Consider the following 17,605-nt stretch of genomic DNA (forward strand, 5'->3'; position numbering starts at 1 on the left):
GGCACTGTATCGCCGCATCTGCGGATCGGCGAGGGCGTCATGCGCGAATTCGTGCGTCGCCGGATGACGCTCCGGCACTGCCGCGCGCCATGACCGCGGGGCTAGCGTGGGGGCATGCCATTCCCACCCCTCGTCGAACCGGCCGCGGCGCTGCCGCCGACCGAACGCGGGCGGACCGATCGCCAGCGTCGGCTGCCCGAACTCGGCGAGCTCGGCCAGCGCCGGCTCGCGAACGCACGCGTGCTGGTACTGGGCGCCGGCGGGCTCGGCGCGCCCGCGCTGACCTGGCTCGCCGCGGCGGGCATCGGCACGATCGGCATCGTCGACGACGACGTGGTCGAGCTCTCGAACCTGCACCGCCAGCCCGTGCACGGCATCGCCGACATCGGCCGGCCGAAGGTCGACAGCGCGGCAGAGGCCGTCGCGGCGCTCGCGCCCGACACCGTGGTGCGCCGGCATCCGGTGCGGCTCGACCGCGCCAATGCCGCGTCGATCCTCGGCGGGTACGACCTCGTGATCGACGGCACCGACACGTTCGAGACTCGCTACCTCGTCGACGACACGTGCGCCGAGCTCGGCCTGCCGCTCGTGTGGGCCAGCGTGCTGCGATTCGACGCACAGCTGTCGGTGTTCTGGTCGCGGCCGCCGGCGGGTGAGCCCGTTCGGCTGCGCACCGTCTTCCCCGAGCCGCCCGCGCCTGGCGAGGTGCCCTCGTGCGCCGAGGCCGGGGTGCTCGGCGCGCTCTGCGGCCAGGTCGGCGCGATGATGGCGCAGGAGGCCGTGAAGCTCATCACCGGCATCGGCGAGCCCCTGCTCGGCCGGCTCGTCGTCGTGGACGCGCTGCGCGGCCGCCAGCGCGAGATCACGCTGCGTCCGGCGCCGGTGACGGATGCCACGCGCACGGACGCCACGTCGCCGACGATCACGCGGATCGACGTCGCCGCGCTCGCGGAACGGCTCCGGCGGCGTGATGAGGCGAGTGCGGACCAGCCGGACGACGCCTTCGTGCTCGTCGACGTGCGCGAGCCCGAAGAGTTCGTGGCCGGCTCCATCCCCGGCGCGGTGCCGCTGCCGCTCGGCGAGGTCCTGCGCGATCCGGCTGGGGCCCGTGCACGCATCGCCGCAGCCGCCGCGGCCGCTGGTCTTCCCCTGGTCGACGCCCACACCCCGGTCGTCGTGCACTGCCTCGTCGACCTCCGTGCCGAGCGCGCGGCGGTCGCGCTCGCTTCGGCGGGCGAAGCGGTCACGGTGCTGGAAGGCGGGTACACCGCCTGGCGTGCAGCGGCCGAGCCGTCGGTGACGCCGGCATGAGCGACACGCCCCCGGTCGAGGTCGAGGTGCACCTCGCCGACCTCCTCGCGGCGACGCATCGGCTGCCCGCCGTGACCGTGCCGCTGGCCGCCGCGCTCGGCCGCGTGCTCGCGACCGACGTCGTCGCCGTTCAGCCGGTGCCGCGCTTCGACAACTCCGCCATGGACGGCTACGCGGTGCGCCGGGCCGACGTCATCGGGGCTTCCGAAGCCGACCCGGTCGCGCTCGACGTGATCGGCGAGGTCGCGGCCGGCAGCGCCGACGATCCGCCGCTCTTCCCCGGCCAGGCCGTGCGCATCATGACGGGTGCCGCGCTGCCGACCGCGGCCGACGCCGTCGTGCCGGTCGAGCACACGGCCGGCTACCGCGCGTCGCGCGCGTGGGCCGAGGTCGGGGCATCCGTCGAGGTCGTCGTGCCCGCCGTGGCGGGGGCGCACGTCCGCCGCGCCGGCGAGGACCTCTCGGTCGGCGACCTGGTCCTGCCCGCCGGCGTGGTACTCACGCCGTTCCGACTCGGCGCGGCGGCCGCCGCCGGCGTCGGCGAGGTCGAGGTCGTCCGCGCGCCGCGGGTCGCGGTCGTCGCGACGGGCGACGAGCTCGTGCCTCCCGGAACCGTGCCCGCGCGCGGGCAGATCCCCGAGTCGAACTCGGTGCTGCTCGCCGCCGCGGTCGCCCGCGCGGGAGGGGAAGTCGTCTCCGTCGCCAGGGTCGGCGACGACCCCGCAGACCTCCTCGCCCACCTCGACCGGCTCGCGACCGAGCGCTCGCCCGACCTCGTCGTCTGCACGGGCGGCGTGTCGGTCGGCGCGCACGACGTCGTGAAGGCCGCACTCACGGGTCGCGGTGTCACGTTCCGCGGCGTCGCCATGCAACCCGGCAAGCCGCAGGCGTTCGGCCGCCTCGACTCGGGCGCGCTCTGCGTCGGGCTGCCCGGCAATCCCGTCTCGGTCGCGGTCTCGTTCGAGGTGTTCGTGCGCCCGGCGCTGCAGGCTATGCAGGGCCTCGCCCCGGTCGGCGCTGCCCGCACCGAGGCCGAGGTCGCCGACGGCTGGCGGAGCCCGCCAGGGCGCCGACAGTTCATGCCGATCGCGTTCGGGGCCGACGGACGCATCCGGCGCGCCACCGGGGGCGGATCGGGCTCGCACCTGGCCGGAGGCCTCGCGCAGGCCGAGGGATTCGCGATCGTCGCGGCCGAGGCATCCGAGGTTTCACCGGGCGACCGCCTGCCTGTCATGCTGGTCGAATCATGAACGAGGCATCCGGCACCCCCTTCACGCACCTCGACGATGCCGGGCACGCGCGCATGGTCGATGTCACGCGGAAGGCGCCGACGGTGCGCACCGCGACCGCCGAGGGATTCGTGCGCTGCCCCGGGCCGACCGTCGCCGCACTGCGCGACGGCAGCGTGCCCAAGGGCGACGTGCTCGCCGTCGCGCGCATCGCCGGCATCCAGGCCGCGAAGCGCTGCGCCGAACTGCTGCCGCTCGCGCACGTGATCGGCGTGCACGCGGCGTCGGTCGACCTCGAGGTCGTCGACGACGGCGTGCGCGTCCGCGCGACCGTCGGCACGGCCGACCGCACCGGGGTCGAGATGGAGGCGTTCACGGCCGTGTCCGTCGCCGCGCTCGCGGTCGTCGACATGGTCAAGGGCCTCGACAAGGACGTCTCGATCGAGGGCGTGCGACTGCTCGCCAAGACCGGCGGCAAGTCGGGCGACTGGGTGCGGAGCTGAGCCGATGAGCGGGCGGTCCGGTCTCGACGCGGTCGATGCGGTCGACGCTCTCGGCGCGGTCGACGCAATCGTGCTCGCCGGCGGGCGGGGGTCGCGTCTCGGCGGCGCGTCGAAGGCGCGGCTCACCGTCGGCGGGCGACGGCTCGTCGACCGAGTGACGGATGCCGCGGCCGAGGTCGGGGCGCGACGCGTGGTGGTCGCGGGGCCGGACGCGGGCTCGGCGCGCGACGTCGACCTGCGGCACGTCGTCGACGATCCGCCCTTCGGCGGCCCGCTCGCCGGCCTCGCGGCGGCGCTCCCCGAGACGGATGCCCCGGTCGTGCTGCTGCTCGCGTGCGACCTGCCCTTCGCGGACGAGGCCTTGCGAGGGCTGCTCGCCGCGCTCGAGGCCGCACCCGGCGCCGACGGAGCCGTGCTGCACGACGCCGAAGGCCGCGCGCAGTGGCTGCTCGGGGCGTACCGCCGCGAAGCGATCGCGGCCGGGATCGAGCGGCTCGGCGACGTGCGCGACCTGCCGGCGCGGGCCCTGCTCGAACCGCTCACGCTCGTCGCGGTACCGGCGACCGGCCACGCCGCGTTGGACGTGGACCGGTGGCGCGACCTCGCGCGGGCGTCGGTGCTCGCCGGCGTCGGCAGCGCTGTCGCCCCGCCGTCCCGCCCTCATCCGTCCACCACACCAGGAGGTCCAGCCGTGGCCGAATCGACCAATGCCCCCCTGCCGCCCGAAGCGCTCGACGACTGGGTCGCCGCCCTCGCCGAACGCCTCGGGCTCCGTCGCGATGACGTGCCGGTCGGTGCGGTGCTCGACCTCGCGCGCGACGTGGCGCATGGCGTCGCGCGTCCGGCGGCGCCGCTCAGCACGTTCATCGTGGGCCTCGCGGCCGGGCGATCGGGTGACCTCGAGGGCGCCACGCGCATCGCGGCCGAGCTCGCGGCCGAGTGGGCGGAACGCTGATGGCGACCGTCAGGTACTTCGCCGGCGCCGCCGAGGCCGCGGGTCGTGATGAGGAACGGCTCGGGGCATCCGACCTGGGAGCGCTGCGCGCAGCGATGCTCGCCGCCCACGGCGACGCGCTCGCGCGCGTGCTCGGGCGCTGCAGCATCCTCGTGAACGGCCGTCGCGTCGACGACGACGCAGCGCCGATCCGCCACGACGACACGGTCGACATCCTCCCGCCGTTCGCGGGCGGGTAGGCCACGGGGTCGGCACAAGGGGGCGGGCAGGCGCGGGGGCGGGCGCGCCAGGCGGGGCGGGGTCAGCCGCCGATCGCTGACATGGGGCGGTCGGGCTGGAGGAAGCCCTCGTCGTCGATGCCGTGCCCCGCGCGCTTGCCGAGGATGCTGCGCCGCATGAGGTCGGCGATCTGGTCGTCGGTGCCCTCACCGCGCAGCAGGGGCAGCAGGTCGTCCTCCTCGCGCGCGAACAGGCAGTTGCGCATCTGGCCGTCAGCCGTGAGCCGAACCCGGTCGCAGGCCCCGCAGAACGGCGCCGTGACCGAGGCGATCACGCCGACCGTCGCCGGCCCGCCGTCGACCAGGAAGCGCTCGGCCGGGGCGGCGCCCCGCTCGCCGATGGGCGTCAGGGTGAACACCTCGCGCAGCGCCGCGAGGATCTCCTCGCCCCGGATCATCTCGACCCGCGACCAGATGTGGCCCGCGTCGAGCGGCATCTGCTCGATGAAGCGCATCTCGGCCTCGTGCTCGACCGCGAAGCGCACGAGGTCGACCAGCTCGTCCTCGTTGACGCCGCGCATCGGCACCGCGTTCAGCTTGATCGGCGCGAAGCCGGCCGCATGCGCGGCGTCGATGCCCGCGAGCACGTCGTCGAGGCGGTCGCGGCGGGTCAGCTCGGCGAACCGGTCGCGCCGCAGGGTGTCGATGCTGATGTTCACGCGCGCGAGGCCCGCCTCGGCGAGCGCGTCGGCCAACTCGACCAGTCGGAGGCCGTTCGTGGTCATCGAGACCTCGAGCGGCCCGTGCTCGCCCTCGATCGCGTGCATGCGTCGGACGACATCGACCACGTCGCGCCGCAGCAGCGGCTCGCCGCCCGTGAGGCGCACCTCGACGATGCCCAGCGACGCCGCGACGCGGGCGACGCGCTCGAGCTCGTCGGTCGTCAGGATGTTGTCCTTCGCGAGCCACGGCACGCCCTCAGCGGGCATGCAGTACGTGCAGCGCAGCGAGCAGCGATCGGTCAGCGAGATGCGCAGGTCGCGATGCACGCGCCCGAATCGGTCGACGAGCCGGCCCCGCGACGGCTCGGTCATGCGAGCCCCACCCAGTGCGCGTCGCCGTCGGCGGTGTTCTGCTTCTTCCACACGGGCAGTTCGGCCTTCACGGCCTCGACGAGCGCCCGGCAGATCTCGAACGCCTCCGCGCGGTGCGCCGTCGACACCGCGCACACGAGCGCGAGGTCGCCGACCGCCAGCAGGCCGGTGCGGTGGCTGACCGCGACGCGGACGCCGTCGGCCGCGAAGCGGCCGGCCAGTTCGTCGAGCACCCGGCCGGCGTCGGGGTGCGCGAGGTACTCGAGCGCGACAACGGTGCCGGATGCCTCGGGGTCGTGGTCGCGCACGACCCCGACGAACGTGGCGACGGCGCCCGCGCCCGGGTCGGCGACCGCGTCGAGGTGCGCCGCGACATCGAGCGGTTCGGCTGAGATGGCCGCGAGCGTCGCGCGCACGGCGCCCATCAGTGATCGCCGCCGTCGAGCTGCGCGATGACGTGCGGCGCGAGCGCCAGCACCAGTTCGAGTCCGTCGGACGCGCCGCCCGGCGAACCCGGCAGGTTCACGACGAGGGCGCCGCCCGTGCCCGGTTGCGCCGCGATGCCCGCGAGCCCACGCGACAGCACGGCCGTCGGCACGCGCTCGGCGCCGGCGCGGCGCAGTGCCTCGGGGATGCCGGGGATCTGCTGCTCGAGCAGCGGCGCGGTGCCCTCGGGCGTGTGGTCTCGCGGGCCGAGGCCGGTGCCCCCGCTCGTGACGACGAGGCGGGCACCCGCCGCGACGGCGCTGCCGATCGCCGCGCCGACCGTGTCGACGCCGTCGGACACGATCGCGGCATCCTCGACCGTGAACGCTGCGCCGCGCAGTCGCTCGACGAGTACCGGCCCCACCGCGTCGGCGCGCTCCCCGCGGGCGCTGCGGTCGGAGACGATCACCACCGCGGCACGGAGCGGAGCCGTTTCGAGGTCCATTCCCCCAGCGTAGACGCCGCCCCGTGACGGGGAGGTTTCCGGCGACGTACTCCGACGCGCGGCCGGGAGCGGTGGCCGCCGCCGCCACCCCGCTCAGGACGGGAAGGGCAGGGCGCGGCCGGTCTCGACGAACGACTTGAAGCTCGAGAGCACGAGCGGCCACGACTGCTCCGTGTGCTCCCGCGCCGGGTGACCCGGGCTCCACTCGTCGTTGGTGCAGGTCAGCTTCGTGAGCCCCTCGTCCGCGGACTCGATGAGCCAGGTCAGGCGGCTCGAGAGCTCGGCGTGGTTCTCGCGGTAGGTCGGGCCCGGGTGTTCGGTCACCTGCAGCAGGCGCGGCTCCTCGGCCTGCAGCACCTCGCCGTAGACCTGTACGGTCTCGTCGCCGTCCTGGCCGGGGCCGACGTACTCGTAGCTCGCGCCGGGAACCAGGTCGCCGCGGATCACGCTTCCCCACATCACGGCGCGGCTGCCCTCGTCGCCGGTGATCGCGTTCCAGACGGCCGCGGGCTCGGCGGCGATGTAGATGGTCATCGTGAAATCGGTGTCGGTCATGTCTTCGACGCTACGCAGCGCCGAGACGGAGATCTTGGACGAATGCGACATCCCGCCCCGGAGCCCCCGCGCGGCGATGCCGCACCCGATACTGGGAACGATGGCCGACGACTACTGGCGTTCCCGAGCCGGTGCGCCGCGAAGCCGGGGCGTGCTGGCTCCGCGGCCCGGCGACCCGCCGCTTACGGCGGGCGTGCCCGGCGACGAGCCGCCGGACGGGGCCCCGCTCCGGATGACCAGGCTCGCCCCGTCGCCCCGGGCCGCCGAACTCGTGCGGCACTACTGGATTCCGCGCTGGAACCTGGGCGAGGGTCCGAGCGTCACGCAGCGGGTGCTCGAGTACCCCACGGCGAACCTCGTCATCGGCGACGGCCGGGCCGACGTGCACGGCACCGCGATCGGACTGGGCAGCCGGACCCTCACCGGCGACGGCGAGGCGTTCGGGGTGCTGCTGCAACCGGGGGCCGCCCGGGCGATCGCGGGCATCGCCGCCCGGCGGCTCGTGGGCTCGAGCGCGGCGCTCGATCGCGCGGGGGTCGCACCGCTCGTCGCCGAGGTCGAGGCCCGCGTCGCCGACGGCGACGACGCCGGCGCGGTGCACGCGTTCGAGTCCTGGCTCGCGCCGCTCGGGATCGAGGTGAACGACGACGCCCGACTCGTGCGCGACCTCGTCGCCCGCGCCGAGGAGGACCGCCGGCTCGTGCGCGTCGACCAGCTCGCCGCCATCGCGGGCGTCGGCGTCCGGCAGCTCGAGCGCCTCGTGCGGGAGCAGCTCGGGCTCACCCCCAAGTGGCTGATCCGCCGCTACCGGCTCCAGGAGGCCGCGACGAGGCTCACCGCTGCCGACCGTCCGGCGCTCGCCGACCTCGCCGCCGAACTCGGCTACGCCGACCAGGCGCACTTCACGCGGGAGTTCTCGGCCGTCGTGGGCGTGCCACCCGGCCGGTACCTGCGCGAGGCGGAGGGAGGAGCATGAGCGACCTCGGCCCCGTCTCCCCCGGCTACGCCGCCGACGCCGCGTGGCTCAACCGCTGGCGGCTGCGGCCCGACGGCGACGCGCGCACGACGGCGTCGAGCCGGCTGATGCCCGTGCACACCTGGGCGGGCGAACCCGCGATGCTGAAGCTCTCGCGACTCGAGGAGGAGCGGCGCGGCGGCCAGCTCATGATCGCGCTCCACGGCAACGGTGTCGCGCGCGTGCTCAGGCACGACGGTCGCGCCGTGCTGCTCGAGCGTGCGACGGGCGAACGCGACCTCGTGGCCATGGTGCGGGCCGGCGCCGACGACGAGGCGACGCGCGTCGTCTGCGCCGTCGGCGAGCGCCTGCACGGGGCATCCGAGGAGGTGCTCGCGCTGCGCCCCCCGCCGCCGCTCGTCGAGCTGCCGACTTGGTTCCGCGAGCTGTTCGAACGCGCCGACGACCTCGAGCCGTTCCATCGGCACGGTGCCGCGATCGCCGATGCCCTGCTCGAGGATGCGCGCGACCGCGTCGTGCTGCACGGCGACCTGCACCACGGCAACGTGCTCGACTTCGGCGAGCGCGGATGGCTGGCCATCGACCCGAAGGGCCTCGTGGGCGAGCGCGGCTTCGACTACGCGAACCTGCTCTGCAACCCGTCGCACGAGCGCGCGCTCGAGCCCGGGCGACTCGAACGCCAGCTCGCCGTCGTGGTCGACGCGACGGGTATCGAACGGGCCCGCATGCTCGACTGGCTCGTCGCGTGGTGCGCGCTGTCGTCGACCTGGTTCGCGATCGACGACGACCCCGGGCACGCCGGGTCCTCGGCCGCGATCGGCCGGCTCGCGCTGTCGCTGCGGTGAGGGTGTGTGGTGGCCCCCGGGTCTCTCGCTCCCTCCGTCATTCAGGAAATCCGCGCTCGTGTGCGGCGCGCCGGTCCCCGACACGCCGGGCGGCTCGAAGAACTTCCTGAATCACCGGTGGCGCGGGTCACCCGAGGAACGACGAGTGCCCTCGCGCCGCGCGGATGAGCTTCGCGTCGGCGACCGTCCGCTCGACGGCAGCGAGCACCGTCGGCCAGTCGTCGAGCACCTGTGCCGCCGCAGGACGGACGAGCGGAACGCCGAACGACTGGGCGACGAGCGTGCGATCGCGGTCGCCGAGGAACTGCGACTGCGTGCGGTGGAACGCCCACCCGTCGACCTCGAACAGGACGCACCCGTCGATGAGCCCGTCGAATCGCCCATGACCCGCGAACAGGAACTGAGGAACGACCTCGAACCCGGCGTCCAGCAGACGCCGCACGAACAGCGCCTCGACGCCGGAACCGACCTGTTCGGAGTGCGAGTCGACGCGAAGCCCCACGCGCGCGGGCGCGTCGGCGACGATTCGCTCCACCACCGGACGAGGAAGCACGCGCTCGGACACGACCGTGTCGACCGCGGCCTGTGCATGCTCGGGATCGAGGCATCGGACGGCCTGCGCGAGCGCATCTTCCGGCGAGACGATCCAGTCGAGGACACGATCGGACGCGGCATCCGTTCGCCAGTGCACGCGGACCGCGGGACGTCGATCAGCGAGAAGGATGCCTCGGCGGAGACCGTCAGGTGTCTTGGGGTGCCAGACCGGTCGCGCTGATCCAGGCACCTCGGGCGGAGTGCGGTGGAGCCTCGCGGCGTTCCGCGGCACGTGGACATGGAGCGCCCGGTCCCTCCCGCTCCAGACGCCGTACCGCGACAAAGCGGACGCGCACCCGATGCGGCCGTGCAGGAGGATCGCGCGGATCTGGTCGGGATCGGCGTGTGGTGTCGCGTACCAGCCGGGACGGAGCCTGCGGAGCGTCGATCGATCGATCGCTTCGCGCAGCTCGCGGTCGGTGACGCGGTACCGGCGCAGCGTGCGGAGGTGCGCGACCTCTCCGAGGAGGCCGAAGACGACATCGAGGTCGGACATCGGCTCAGCCTGCAGCCGTCGGGCCGCTGCGACGGTCACGCGCGGCAGGTTCGTGGACGGCGGCCGGGAAACCACGGGGGTGAGGGACCAGTCGGATGCGGCACCCCGCCGCCGCCGCTCACCGCATCGGCGATTCAGGAATCTCGGGAGCCTCGTCCGCGTGTCGGTGGGCGACACGCCGGGAGGCGGCGAGATCTTCCTGAGTTGCGAGAGAGGGCCGGGGACGAAGTCGCGTCGCGGAGGAGACGGCAGGTGAGGGCGATGGCAGGTGAGGGCGAGGGCAGGTGAGGGCGAGGGCAGGTGACGGCGACGGCGAGGCGACGGCGGGTGAACCCCGCTCAGAGCCCGATGCGCGCGAGGTAGTCGTTGCGGAGGCGGCCGTCGGGATCGAGGCGGGCGCGGAGCGCCGCGAAGTCGTCGAACCTCGGGTAGCGGGCGCGGAGCTCCTCGGCCGGCAGCGCGAACAGCTTGCCCCAATGGGGGCGCGCCGTCGCGGGCAGCGCGGCCTCGATCACCGGCAGCAGTGCCGTCACGCCGGGCTCGTCGAGCCTCCAGGTGAAGTGGATACCGACGACGTCGCGCTCCGACGCCGGGCTCAACCAGAGGTCGTCGGCGCGCACCGTGCGCACCTCGCAGACCTGCAGCAGCGGTGCGATGCGCCCGGCGAGCGATCGGATCGCCTCGACCGCGGCGACCGCGTCGGCGCGCGGCACGAGGTACTCCGACTGCAGTTCGGCCCCGGCAGACGGCGTGAACTCGAGCCGGAAGTGCGGCAGCCGCTCGAACCACGGCCCCGGCTCGCCGAGCTGCGGCGTGCAGGCATCGGCCGTCAGTCCGATGATCGGATGCCTCGCCTCGGTCGCCGCGCGGCCGCCGAGGCGGGCGACGACCTCGGCGCGGCGTCGAGAGGCATCGTCGCCGGCCGCTGCGTCGCCGACCGCTGCGTCGCCGACCGCTACGTCGTCCGCTTCGACCGCGGCGGGAGGCATCCGCTGCTTGATCCACAGCTGGTCGGCCCGGTCGGCGTCGACCCACCTCGTGAAGACGCTCACGCTCGTGCCGAGGCCCGTGACGGCGTCGAGGTCGGCGAGGATCGCGTCCCACGACGGCGACTCGAACACGTGCTGGGCGACGTCGTAGGTCGGCTCGACGTCGAGTTCGACCGCGGTGACGACCCCCAGGGCGCCGAGATGCACGACCGCCCCCGCGAAGTCGGGATCGCCGCGCCGGAGGGTCACGGGCTCGCCCGACACGGTCACGATCGTGAGCGCGCGCACCGCACTCGCGAGCGAGCCGATCGCGTCGCCCGACCCGTGGGTGCCGGTCGCGATCGCGCCGGCGACCGAGATGTGCGGCAGCGAGGCCAGGTTCGCGAGCGCGAGCCCCCCTTCGTGCAGGCGCGGTGCCAGGTCTCCGTAGCGGATGCCTCCCGCGACGCGGACCGCGGCAGCGAGCTCCGCACCCGACCGGACGACCTCGACCGTCCGGGGCATCCGGTCGGTCGCGATCAGCGTGCCCGTCGTGTCGGCGAGATCGTTGAACGCGTGCCGCGTGCCGAGCACGCGGACCGGCCCGTCACCCGCGAGCGCTTCGAGAAGCTCATCGTGCGACGAGGGATGCACGATGCGCGACGCGCGGTAGGCGAGGTTGCCCGCCCAGTTGCGCTGCTCGGGATCGGTCACGCGGTCCTCCTGCGGGTCGGGACGGGGCATCCGGTCTCCACCGTACTCACCAGTCGGCGACCGGCCAGCCCTCGGCGTCCCACCGCAACGGCACCAACGCGAGCTGGAACGCGCCGTCGAGCCGGGCGTCGTAGTAGTGCAGTGCGAGGGTGTCGCCGAACACGGACTGGCCGCCCGGCCCGATGCGGTCGCCCTCGGCCTCGAGCACCGGCTCGTGCCCGTCGAGGAGCATCGGCGTGCCGTCGCGGTCGAGGTACGGGCCCGTCACCTCGTCGGCCCGGCCGACCGCGATCGAGTACGTGCTGTCGAGGCCCTGGCAGCACGCGTCGCGTGAGACGAACAGGAACCAGTCGCCGTCGTGCTCGACCAGGTACGGCGCCTCCACGGCGTTCGGCGGGGCACCGCGGTCGGCCAGGCGCAGCGGTTCCGAGGCATCCGCCCGCAGCCCGCTCGGCCACGCGAGCTCCACCATTCGGATGCCGCTCCAGAACGAGCCGAAGGCCATCCACGGCGTGCCGTCGTCGTCGACGACGGCCGCGTCGATCGCGTTGAAGTCGTCGCGCGACGACGACTCGAGTACGGCCCCGCGGTCGACCCATTCGTACTCGGGGTCCTCGGGGTCGAGCGTCTCGTTGGTCGCGAGCGCGATCAGCGACGTGTTCTTCCCGAAGGTCGAGGCCGAGTAGTAGAGGTACCAGGTGCCGTCGTGCTCGACGAGCTCGGGCGCCCAGAGATTCTTCACGCCGGGGATCGCGGTCTCGATCCACTCGGGCTGCTCGTCCCACACGGTGCCGCGCGACACCCAGTGCGTCCCGTCCTCGGACGAGCGGATCTGGATGGTGCCGTGGTCGCTCGTCTCGCTCCCCGTCGAGTACACGTACCAGGTGTCGCCCTCGCGGGCGAGCGCCGGGTCGTGCGTCGAGAGATCGCCGGTGAGCTCGCGCGCACCCGGCGGGGCGCACGCCGCGAGACCCGCGACCAGGCCTGCCACGAGGCCTGCCGCGAGCAGCGCGGCCGACGCCCCGCCGAGTCGACGCCGCATCAGCCGAGGGCGATCGCCGACCACGACACCGGCGGCAGCGTGACGGTGACGACGCCGTCGGCCAGCGTCGCGCCCACGAGGCCCGTGAGCCCGACCCGGTCCTGCTCGGCGAGGGTGTTCTTGGCGTACACGTCGTCGTCGAAGAGGCTCACGGCCTCGGTGATCTCGTTCACGCCGAGCTGCGCGACGTCGACCTGCACCTCGATGGGCGTGCGTCCGCGGTTCACGAGGAAGACCGCGGCGGCGCCCTCATCGCTCGTCACGACCGAGTCGACGAGGGGCGCATCGCCGTAGACCTCGGTCGAGTACGTGCCGACGTCGATGCGCGGGCGCAGCACCTCGCCGCGTGCGAGGCGCGAGGTCACCGAGAACGGGAAGAAGGTCGTCTGGCGCCACGCGTCGCCGCCGGGCTCGGTCATGATCGGGGCGATGACGTTGACGAGCTGGGCGAGCGAGGCGCTGGCCACCCGGTCGTGGTTCTTCAGGAGGGTGATCAGCAGGTTGCCGAGCACGACGGCGTCGGCCACCGAGTAGACATCCTCGAGCTGGCGGGGCGCGTAGCGCCACTCCCCGTTGACCTCGTCGGACTCGCGGTGCTCGTCGAGGTACCAGATGTTCCACTCGTCGAACGAGAGCTGGATCTTCTTCTTCGACTTCAGCTTGTTGCCGACGTGGTCGGCCGTCGCGACGACCGTCTCGATGAAGTACTGCATGTCGAGCGACGACGCGAGGTACGAGTCGAGGTCGTCGCCGCGCTCCTGGTAGTAGGCGTGGCACGAGATGAAGTCGACGTGCTCGTACGTGTGCTCGAGCACCGTGCGCTCCCAGTCGCCGAACGTCGGCATCGACGACGAGGACGACCCGCACACGACGAGCTCGAGGCCCTTGTCGGCGGCCTTCATCGCCTGCGCCGTGCGGGCGGCGATCTTGCCGTAGTCGTCGGCGGTCATGTACCCGGTCTGCCACGGGCCGTCCATCTCGTTGCCGAGGCACCACATGCGGATGTCGTGCGGCTCGGGCGTGCCGTTCGCGATGCGCTGGTCGCTGAGTGCCGTGCCCGACGGGTGGTTGCAATACTCGAGCAGGTCGAGCGCCGCCTCGATGCCGCGGGTGCCGAGGTTGACCGCCATCATCAGCTCGGAACCGGTGAGCTTCAGCCACCGCGAGAACTCGTCGACGCCGACCTGGTTGGTCTCGAGCGAGTGCCACGCGAGGTCGCGGCGCACCGGGCGCCGGTCGCGCGGCCCGACGCTGTCCTCCCACCGGAAGCCGGACACGAAGTTGCCGCCCGGGTAGCGGATCGTGGTCGAGCCGAGTTCGCGGACGAGGTCGACGACGTCCATGCGGAACCCGTCCTCGTTCGCCGTCGCATGTCCGGGCTCGTAGATGCCGTCGTAGACGCAGCGCCCGAGGTGTTCGACGAACGAGCCGAAGATGCGGCGGTTGATCGGGGCGACGACCGCCTCGCGGTCGACGCTGATGAGTGCCTTGTTCACTGGAGTTTCCTTATCGAGGCAGGGGTGGTGGAGCGTCGGATGCCGGCGGCGTTCGCCGAGGCATCCGTGGATTCGAATGCGCAGCTACTTGATCGAGCCGATGGTCAGGCCGCCCTGCCAGTAGCGCTGGAGGAAGAGGAAGGACAGGATCAGCGGCAGCACCGAGATGAAGGCGCCGGACGTGATCAGGTTCCATACCTGCTCGCCGCCCGCGCCGGCGTTCGACAGCGCGGTCCAGCGGTTGAGGCCGACGGTGACGGGCAGCAAGTTCGGGTCGGTGAGCACCGCGAGCGGGAGGAAGAAGTTGTTCCAGGTGCCGACGACCGACAGCAGCAGCACCGTGACGATGGCGGGCTTGAGCAACGGCAGCGCGACCTGGAAGAACGTGCGGATCTCGCCCGCGCCGTCGATGCGGGCCGCCTCGAGCATCTCGTCGGGCACGGCGTCCTGCGTGTAGACGCGCATCAGGTAGACGCCGAACGGGCTCAGCAGGCTCGGCAGGATCACGGCCCACGGCGTGTTGATCAGCCCGTACTGGCTCAGCAGCATGAACGTCGGGATGACGAGCGCCGTCAGCGGCACCATGATGGAGCCGAGGATGATGCCGAACACGGCGCCGCGGCCGCGGAAGCGGTACTTCGCGAACCCGTACCCGGCGAGGATCGAGAGGATCGTCGCGCCGATGCCGCCGGCGAACGCGTACAGGAACGAGTTGCCGAGCCAGGTCCAGTAGATGCCGTTCTGCTGCGTGAACAGGCCCGCGATGTTCTCGAACAGGGCGAAGTGGTCGTCGAACCAGAACGCGGGGCTCGAGAACAGGCCCGAGGTGTTCTTCGTCGCCGCGACGAACAGCCACCAGATGGGGATCACGAAGTAGATCGCGAGGATGATCAGGAACACGTGCGAGCCGATGCGGCGCCCGCCGGTGCGGGCCCGGCCCGGTCCGCGGCCGGCACGGCTGGGCGTGCCCGTGACGGTCGTCAGCGGTTCGCGCTCGTCGGTGCGTGCGTGGAGGGTCATCACTTCAGTCCGCTCTGCTTGCGCGTGAGGAAGAGGAACAGGTACGAGCCGGCGAAGACGAGGATGCCGAGGGCGAACGCGATCGTCGACGCGTAGTTGAACTGGCTGTAGCTGAAGGCGAGCGAGTACGCGTACATGTTCGGCGTGTACGCCGCGTCGATGGCGCCCTGCGCGATGTTGCGCAGCACGACGGGCTCGGTGAAGAACTGCAGCGTGCCGATGAGCGCGAACGTGATCACCATGACCATCGACGACGAGATCATCGGGATCTTGATGCGGGTCGCGGTCTGGAAGCCGTTCGCGCCGTCGATCCGGGCCGCCTCGTAGATCGACGGGTCGATCGAGCGCAGCGCCGCGAAGATGACGACCATGTAGTAGCCCGACCACTGCCACGTCACGATGTTGACGAGGCTGCCGAAGATCGAGTCGGGCGCGAGGAAGTTCGGCGCATCCAGGCCGACGAAGTCGAACAGGGTCGAGCTCGGTCCGAACCGCGGGCTGTAGAGGAAGCTCCACATGAGGGCGCCGATCACGACCGGGATCGCGTACGGCGCGAAGATCAGCAGGCGCGACAGCTTCGAGAGCCAGCTCGTGAGGCTGTCGAGCACGAGGGCCGCGACGAGGGCGACGAGCAGCTGGGCCGGGATCATGACGATCGCATACGCGCCGACCCGCAGCAGCCCCTCGAGGAACAGCGGGTCGGTGAACGCCTTCACGTAGTTGGCGATGCCCGTGAACTGCGTGCCCGTCGCGAGCGTCGAGGTGAACAGGCTCATGCCGAACGCGTAGAACAGCGGGAAGACGAGGAACGCGGCGAAGACCACGAGGAACGGCGTCACGAACAGCCATCCCCAGCGCTGGCGGCGCCGCTCCAGGCGGGAACCGCGCCGCTTCGGGCGGGGCTCGGATGCCGCGCTCGTCGCGGCCGGCCGCGGCGGGGCCGCCGCGGTGGTGTCGATGCTCATCGCTTCGTCCTTCGTCGTCGAAAGGGTTCGGGGCGGTTCCCCCGGCGGCCCGCGGTCACGGGCCGCCGGAGGGCCGGATCACTTGAGGGTGAAGCCCTGCTCGCCCGCGTACTTCTCGAGCGAGGCCTGCAGGTCGTCGAGCGCCTGGTCGGAGCCCTTCTCACCCTGCACCATCGCGAACAGCTGCTCGGTCAGCTGGTCGTACGCGTAGTTCTGGAACGGGCTGAACGTGAAGCCCTCGTAGCCGGCCGCGGCCTCGAGGAAGACGTCCTTGTTGATCTGCTGGCCGCCGAAGAACGGGTACTCGAGGTCGCGGAAGTAGTCGGACTCGAGGATCGGCTTCCACAGCGGGAACAGCGCGGCCTCCTCGATGCCGAGCTTCCACGCCTCCTCGGTGCCGAAGACCTCCTTGGCGACGACCGCGGCCGCCTCCTTGTCCTTCGCCTGGCTCGTCACCGCGAAGGTCGAGCCGCCCCAGTTGATCTGCACGGGGTTCGCGGCATCCCACTGCGGGACCGGAGCGGCGCGCCACACGGCGTCGCTGTCGGCGTCGGAGAGGCCGCCGAGGTAGCCGGGGCCCCACGCCGCGGCGACGTAGATCGCGTACGAGCCGTCGACGAGCTTGGTGTTGTAGTCGGCGGTGAAGGCGTCGTCGGTGGCGACGAGGCCCTTCTCGACGAGGTCGTTCCAGTACGCGAGCACCTTCTTCGAGCCCTCGTCGTTGACCTCGATGCCGATCTCGGTCGGGTTGGCGTTGTCGTACTCGAACGGCACCGAGCCGGCCTGGGCGAAGAGCGCCTGGTTGTAGGCGCGGCCGTTGGTCGGGAAGTCGGCGAGCACGCCGGGCGCGCCCGCGTCCTTCAGCGCCTGGGCCGCGGCGGCGAACTCGTCCCACGTGGTGGGCGCGGCGATGCCGTACTGGTCGAGGATGTCCTGGCGGTAGAGCATGCCCATGGGGCCGCCGTCGACGGGGATCGCGTAGACCGCGTCGCCCGAGGAGACGTCCTTCCACGCACCGGCGGTGTAGTCGGCCTCGACGTCGGCGGCGCCGTACTCGGAGAGGTCGACCAGCGCGTCGCGGATCGAGAAGCTCGAGAGGACCTCGGCCTCGAGCATGATCACGTCGGGTGCGCCCGAGCCCGCCTCGATCGCGGTCGAGAACTTGGTGTACTCGTCGTTGCCCTGGCCGGCGTTCGTCCAGCAGATCTGGACGTCGTCGTGGGACTCGTTGAACAGGTCGACGACCTGCTCGAACGCGGGGTACCAGGCCCAGACGCTGACCTGGGTGGCATCGGCGTTCACGATCTTGTTCGTGCATTCGCTCGAAGCCGAGTCGCCGCCGTCGCCGGGCGCGCAACCGGTCAGGGCGGCGGCCGAGACGGCGGCCACCCCGGCGATTGCCAGGAGCTTGCTCTTCATCTGAGGTGCTCTTTCTCTCGCGGTGTTCGACACCGTTGTCTGCTGTGCGGAGGCCCCCGACCGCGGCGAGGGAGCAGACTCCCCGTCGAGATCGAGCGCTTTACAACGTTGTAGGTAAACGTTGTACGAGACATATTGGACTCGACTCCGCACGCTGTCAAGTCGCGGCTTCCGGGCGTCCGGCGCCGGGCGCACGGGCGCGCGCGGGGACCGGATGCCGCGGCGCGGGCGACGAACGGATGCCACGGCGCGGGCGACGAACGGATGCCACGGC

The 17,605-nt window shown here is 72.5% G+C and carries 18 protein-coding genes; 7 read left to right on the forward strand and 11 right to left on the reverse strand.

Translation table 11 applies throughout. The features are described from left to right. The first annotated feature begins 114 nt into the window (after window positions 1–114). Genes GE115_RS14925 through GE115_RS14945 form a run of 5 tightly spaced genes read left to right on the forward strand, consistent with a single transcriptional unit; the run spans window position 115 to window position 4,237 of the window. Window positions 115–1,311 (forward strand): ThiF family adenylyltransferase, encoded by a 1,197-nt coding sequence (locus GE115_RS14925; protein ID WP_153685575.1) that lies wholly within the window; start codon window positions 115–117, stop codon window positions 1,309–1,311. Then, window positions 1,308–2,561 (forward strand): molybdopterin molybdotransferase MoeA, encoded by a 1,254-nt coding sequence (locus tag GE115_RS14930; protein ID WP_153685576.1) that lies wholly within the window; start codon window positions 1,308–1,310, stop codon window positions 2,559–2,561. The genes GE115_RS14925 and GE115_RS14930 overlap by 4 nt, the downstream gene beginning before the upstream one ends. Then, window positions 2,558–3,043 carry a cyclic pyranopterin monophosphate synthase MoaC gene (gene moaC, locus GE115_RS14935; RefSeq protein ID WP_153685577.1) on the forward strand — a complete coding sequence of 162 codons (486 nt, stop codon included), beginning with the start codon at window positions 2,558–2,560 and terminating at the stop codon, window positions 3,041–3,043. Before GE115_RS14930 ends, moaC begins: the two co-directional genes overlap by 4 nt. Window positions 3,044–3,047: 4 nt before the next feature. After that, the gene (locus GE115_RS18975) at window positions 3,048–3,998 is read left to right on the forward strand and encodes an NTP transferase domain-containing protein (protein ID WP_153685578.1); all 951 of its coding nucleotides are present in this window, start codon (window positions 3,048–3,050) and stop codon (window positions 3,996–3,998) included. Beyond that, window positions 3,998–4,237, forward strand: coding sequence for a MoaD/ThiS family protein (locus GE115_RS14945; protein ID WP_153685579.1), 240 nt, complete (start codon window positions 3,998–4,000; stop codon window positions 4,235–4,237). The genes GE115_RS18975 and GE115_RS14945 overlap by 1 nt, the downstream gene beginning before the upstream one ends. 62 nt (window positions 4,238–4,299) lie before the next feature. Here the strand turns inward: GE115_RS14945 and moaA are convergent, their stop codons facing one another. From moaA to GE115_RS14965, 4 genes are all read right to left on the reverse strand, one after another. Beyond that, the gene (gene moaA, locus GE115_RS14950) at window positions 4,300–5,310 is read right to left on the reverse strand and encodes a GTP 3',8-cyclase MoaA (protein ID WP_153685580.1); all 1,011 of its coding nucleotides are present in this window, start codon (window positions 5,308–5,310) and stop codon (window positions 4,300–4,302) included. Further along, window positions 5,307–5,735, reverse strand: coding sequence for a molybdenum cofactor biosynthesis protein MoaE (locus GE115_RS14955; RefSeq protein WP_153685581.1), 429 nt, complete (start codon window positions 5,733–5,735; stop codon window positions 5,307–5,309). Before GE115_RS14955 ends, moaA begins: the two co-directional genes overlap by 4 nt. After that, entirely contained in the window at window positions 5,735–6,241 is a 507-nt protein-coding gene (locus GE115_RS14960; RefSeq protein ID WP_153685582.1) for a MogA/MoaB family molybdenum cofactor biosynthesis protein, read from the reverse strand. Before GE115_RS14960 ends, GE115_RS14955 begins: the two co-directional genes overlap by 1 nt. 93 nt (window positions 6,242–6,334) lie before the next feature. Beyond that, window positions 6,335–6,796 carry an SRPBCC domain-containing protein gene (locus GE115_RS14965; protein ID WP_153685583.1) on the reverse strand — a complete coding sequence of 154 codons (462 nt, stop codon included), beginning with the start codon at window positions 6,794–6,796 and terminating at the stop codon, window positions 6,335–6,337. Window positions 6,797–6,896: 100 nt separating this feature from the next. Between GE115_RS14965 and GE115_RS14970 the strand changes: the two genes are divergently transcribed. Together GE115_RS14970 and GE115_RS14975 are read left to right on the forward strand one after the other, a co-directional pair. Next, window positions 6,897–7,772: a helix-turn-helix domain-containing protein gene (locus GE115_RS14970; protein WP_172979951.1), complete on the forward strand. Its 876-nt coding sequence runs from the start codon at window positions 6,897–6,899 to the stop codon at window positions 7,770–7,772. Continuing rightward, window positions 7,769–8,617 (forward strand): aminoglycoside phosphotransferase family protein, encoded by an 849-nt coding sequence (locus tag GE115_RS14975; protein WP_153685585.1) that lies wholly within the window; start codon window positions 7,769–7,771, stop codon window positions 8,615–8,617. Before GE115_RS14970 ends, GE115_RS14975 begins: the two co-directional genes overlap by 4 nt. A 127-nt stretch (window positions 8,618–8,744) precedes the next feature. Here GE115_RS14975 and GE115_RS14980 read toward each other — a convergent pair whose 3' ends face one another. From GE115_RS14980 to GE115_RS15010, 7 genes are all read right to left on the reverse strand, one after another. Continuing rightward, the gene (locus tag GE115_RS14980) at window positions 8,745–9,707 is read right to left on the reverse strand and encodes a hypothetical protein (RefSeq protein WP_153685586.1); all 963 of its coding nucleotides are present in this window, start codon (window positions 9,705–9,707) and stop codon (window positions 8,745–8,747) included. 338 nt (window positions 9,708–10,045) lie between these two features. Further along, window positions 10,046–11,389 (reverse strand): D-arabinono-1,4-lactone oxidase, encoded by a 1,344-nt coding sequence (locus GE115_RS14985; RefSeq protein WP_312855223.1) that lies wholly within the window; start codon window positions 11,387–11,389, stop codon window positions 10,046–10,048. Between the two features lie 46 nt (window positions 11,390–11,435). Then, window positions 11,436–12,431 carry an arabinan endo-1,5-alpha-L-arabinosidase gene (locus GE115_RS14990; RefSeq protein WP_153685588.1) on the reverse strand — a complete coding sequence of 332 codons (996 nt, stop codon included), beginning with the start codon at window positions 12,429–12,431 and terminating at the stop codon, window positions 11,436–11,438. After that, window positions 12,431–13,927, reverse strand: a complete 1,497-nt coding sequence (gene arfA / locus GE115_RS14995; RefSeq protein WP_312855224.1) for an arabinosylfuranosidase ArfA — start codon at window positions 13,925–13,927, stop codon at window positions 12,431–12,433. Before arfA ends, GE115_RS14990 begins: the two co-directional genes overlap by 1 nt. Window positions 13,928–14,011: 84 nt before the next feature. Beyond that, the gene (locus GE115_RS15000; RefSeq protein ID WP_153685590.1) at window positions 14,012–14,947 is read right to left on the reverse strand and encodes a carbohydrate ABC transporter permease; all 936 of its coding nucleotides are present in this window, start codon (window positions 14,945–14,947) and stop codon (window positions 14,012–14,014) included. Next, window positions 14,947–15,912, reverse strand: coding sequence for a carbohydrate ABC transporter permease (locus GE115_RS15005; protein WP_153685591.1), 966 nt, complete (start codon window positions 15,910–15,912; stop codon window positions 14,947–14,949). Before GE115_RS15005 ends, GE115_RS15000 begins: the two co-directional genes overlap by 1 nt. Window positions 15,913–15,990: 78 nt before the next feature. Beyond that, a complete protein-coding gene (locus tag GE115_RS15010) occupies window positions 15,991–17,331 on the reverse strand; it encodes an ABC transporter substrate-binding protein (RefSeq protein WP_153685592.1) in 1,341 nt (446 codons plus the stop codon). Window positions 17,332–17,605: the final 274 nt, after the last annotated feature.

It is taken from the genome of Agromyces agglutinans, assembly GCF_009647605.1.
Taxonomy (GTDB): Bacteria; Actinomycetota; Actinomycetes; order Actinomycetales; family Microbacteriaceae; genus Agromyces; species Agromyces agglutinans.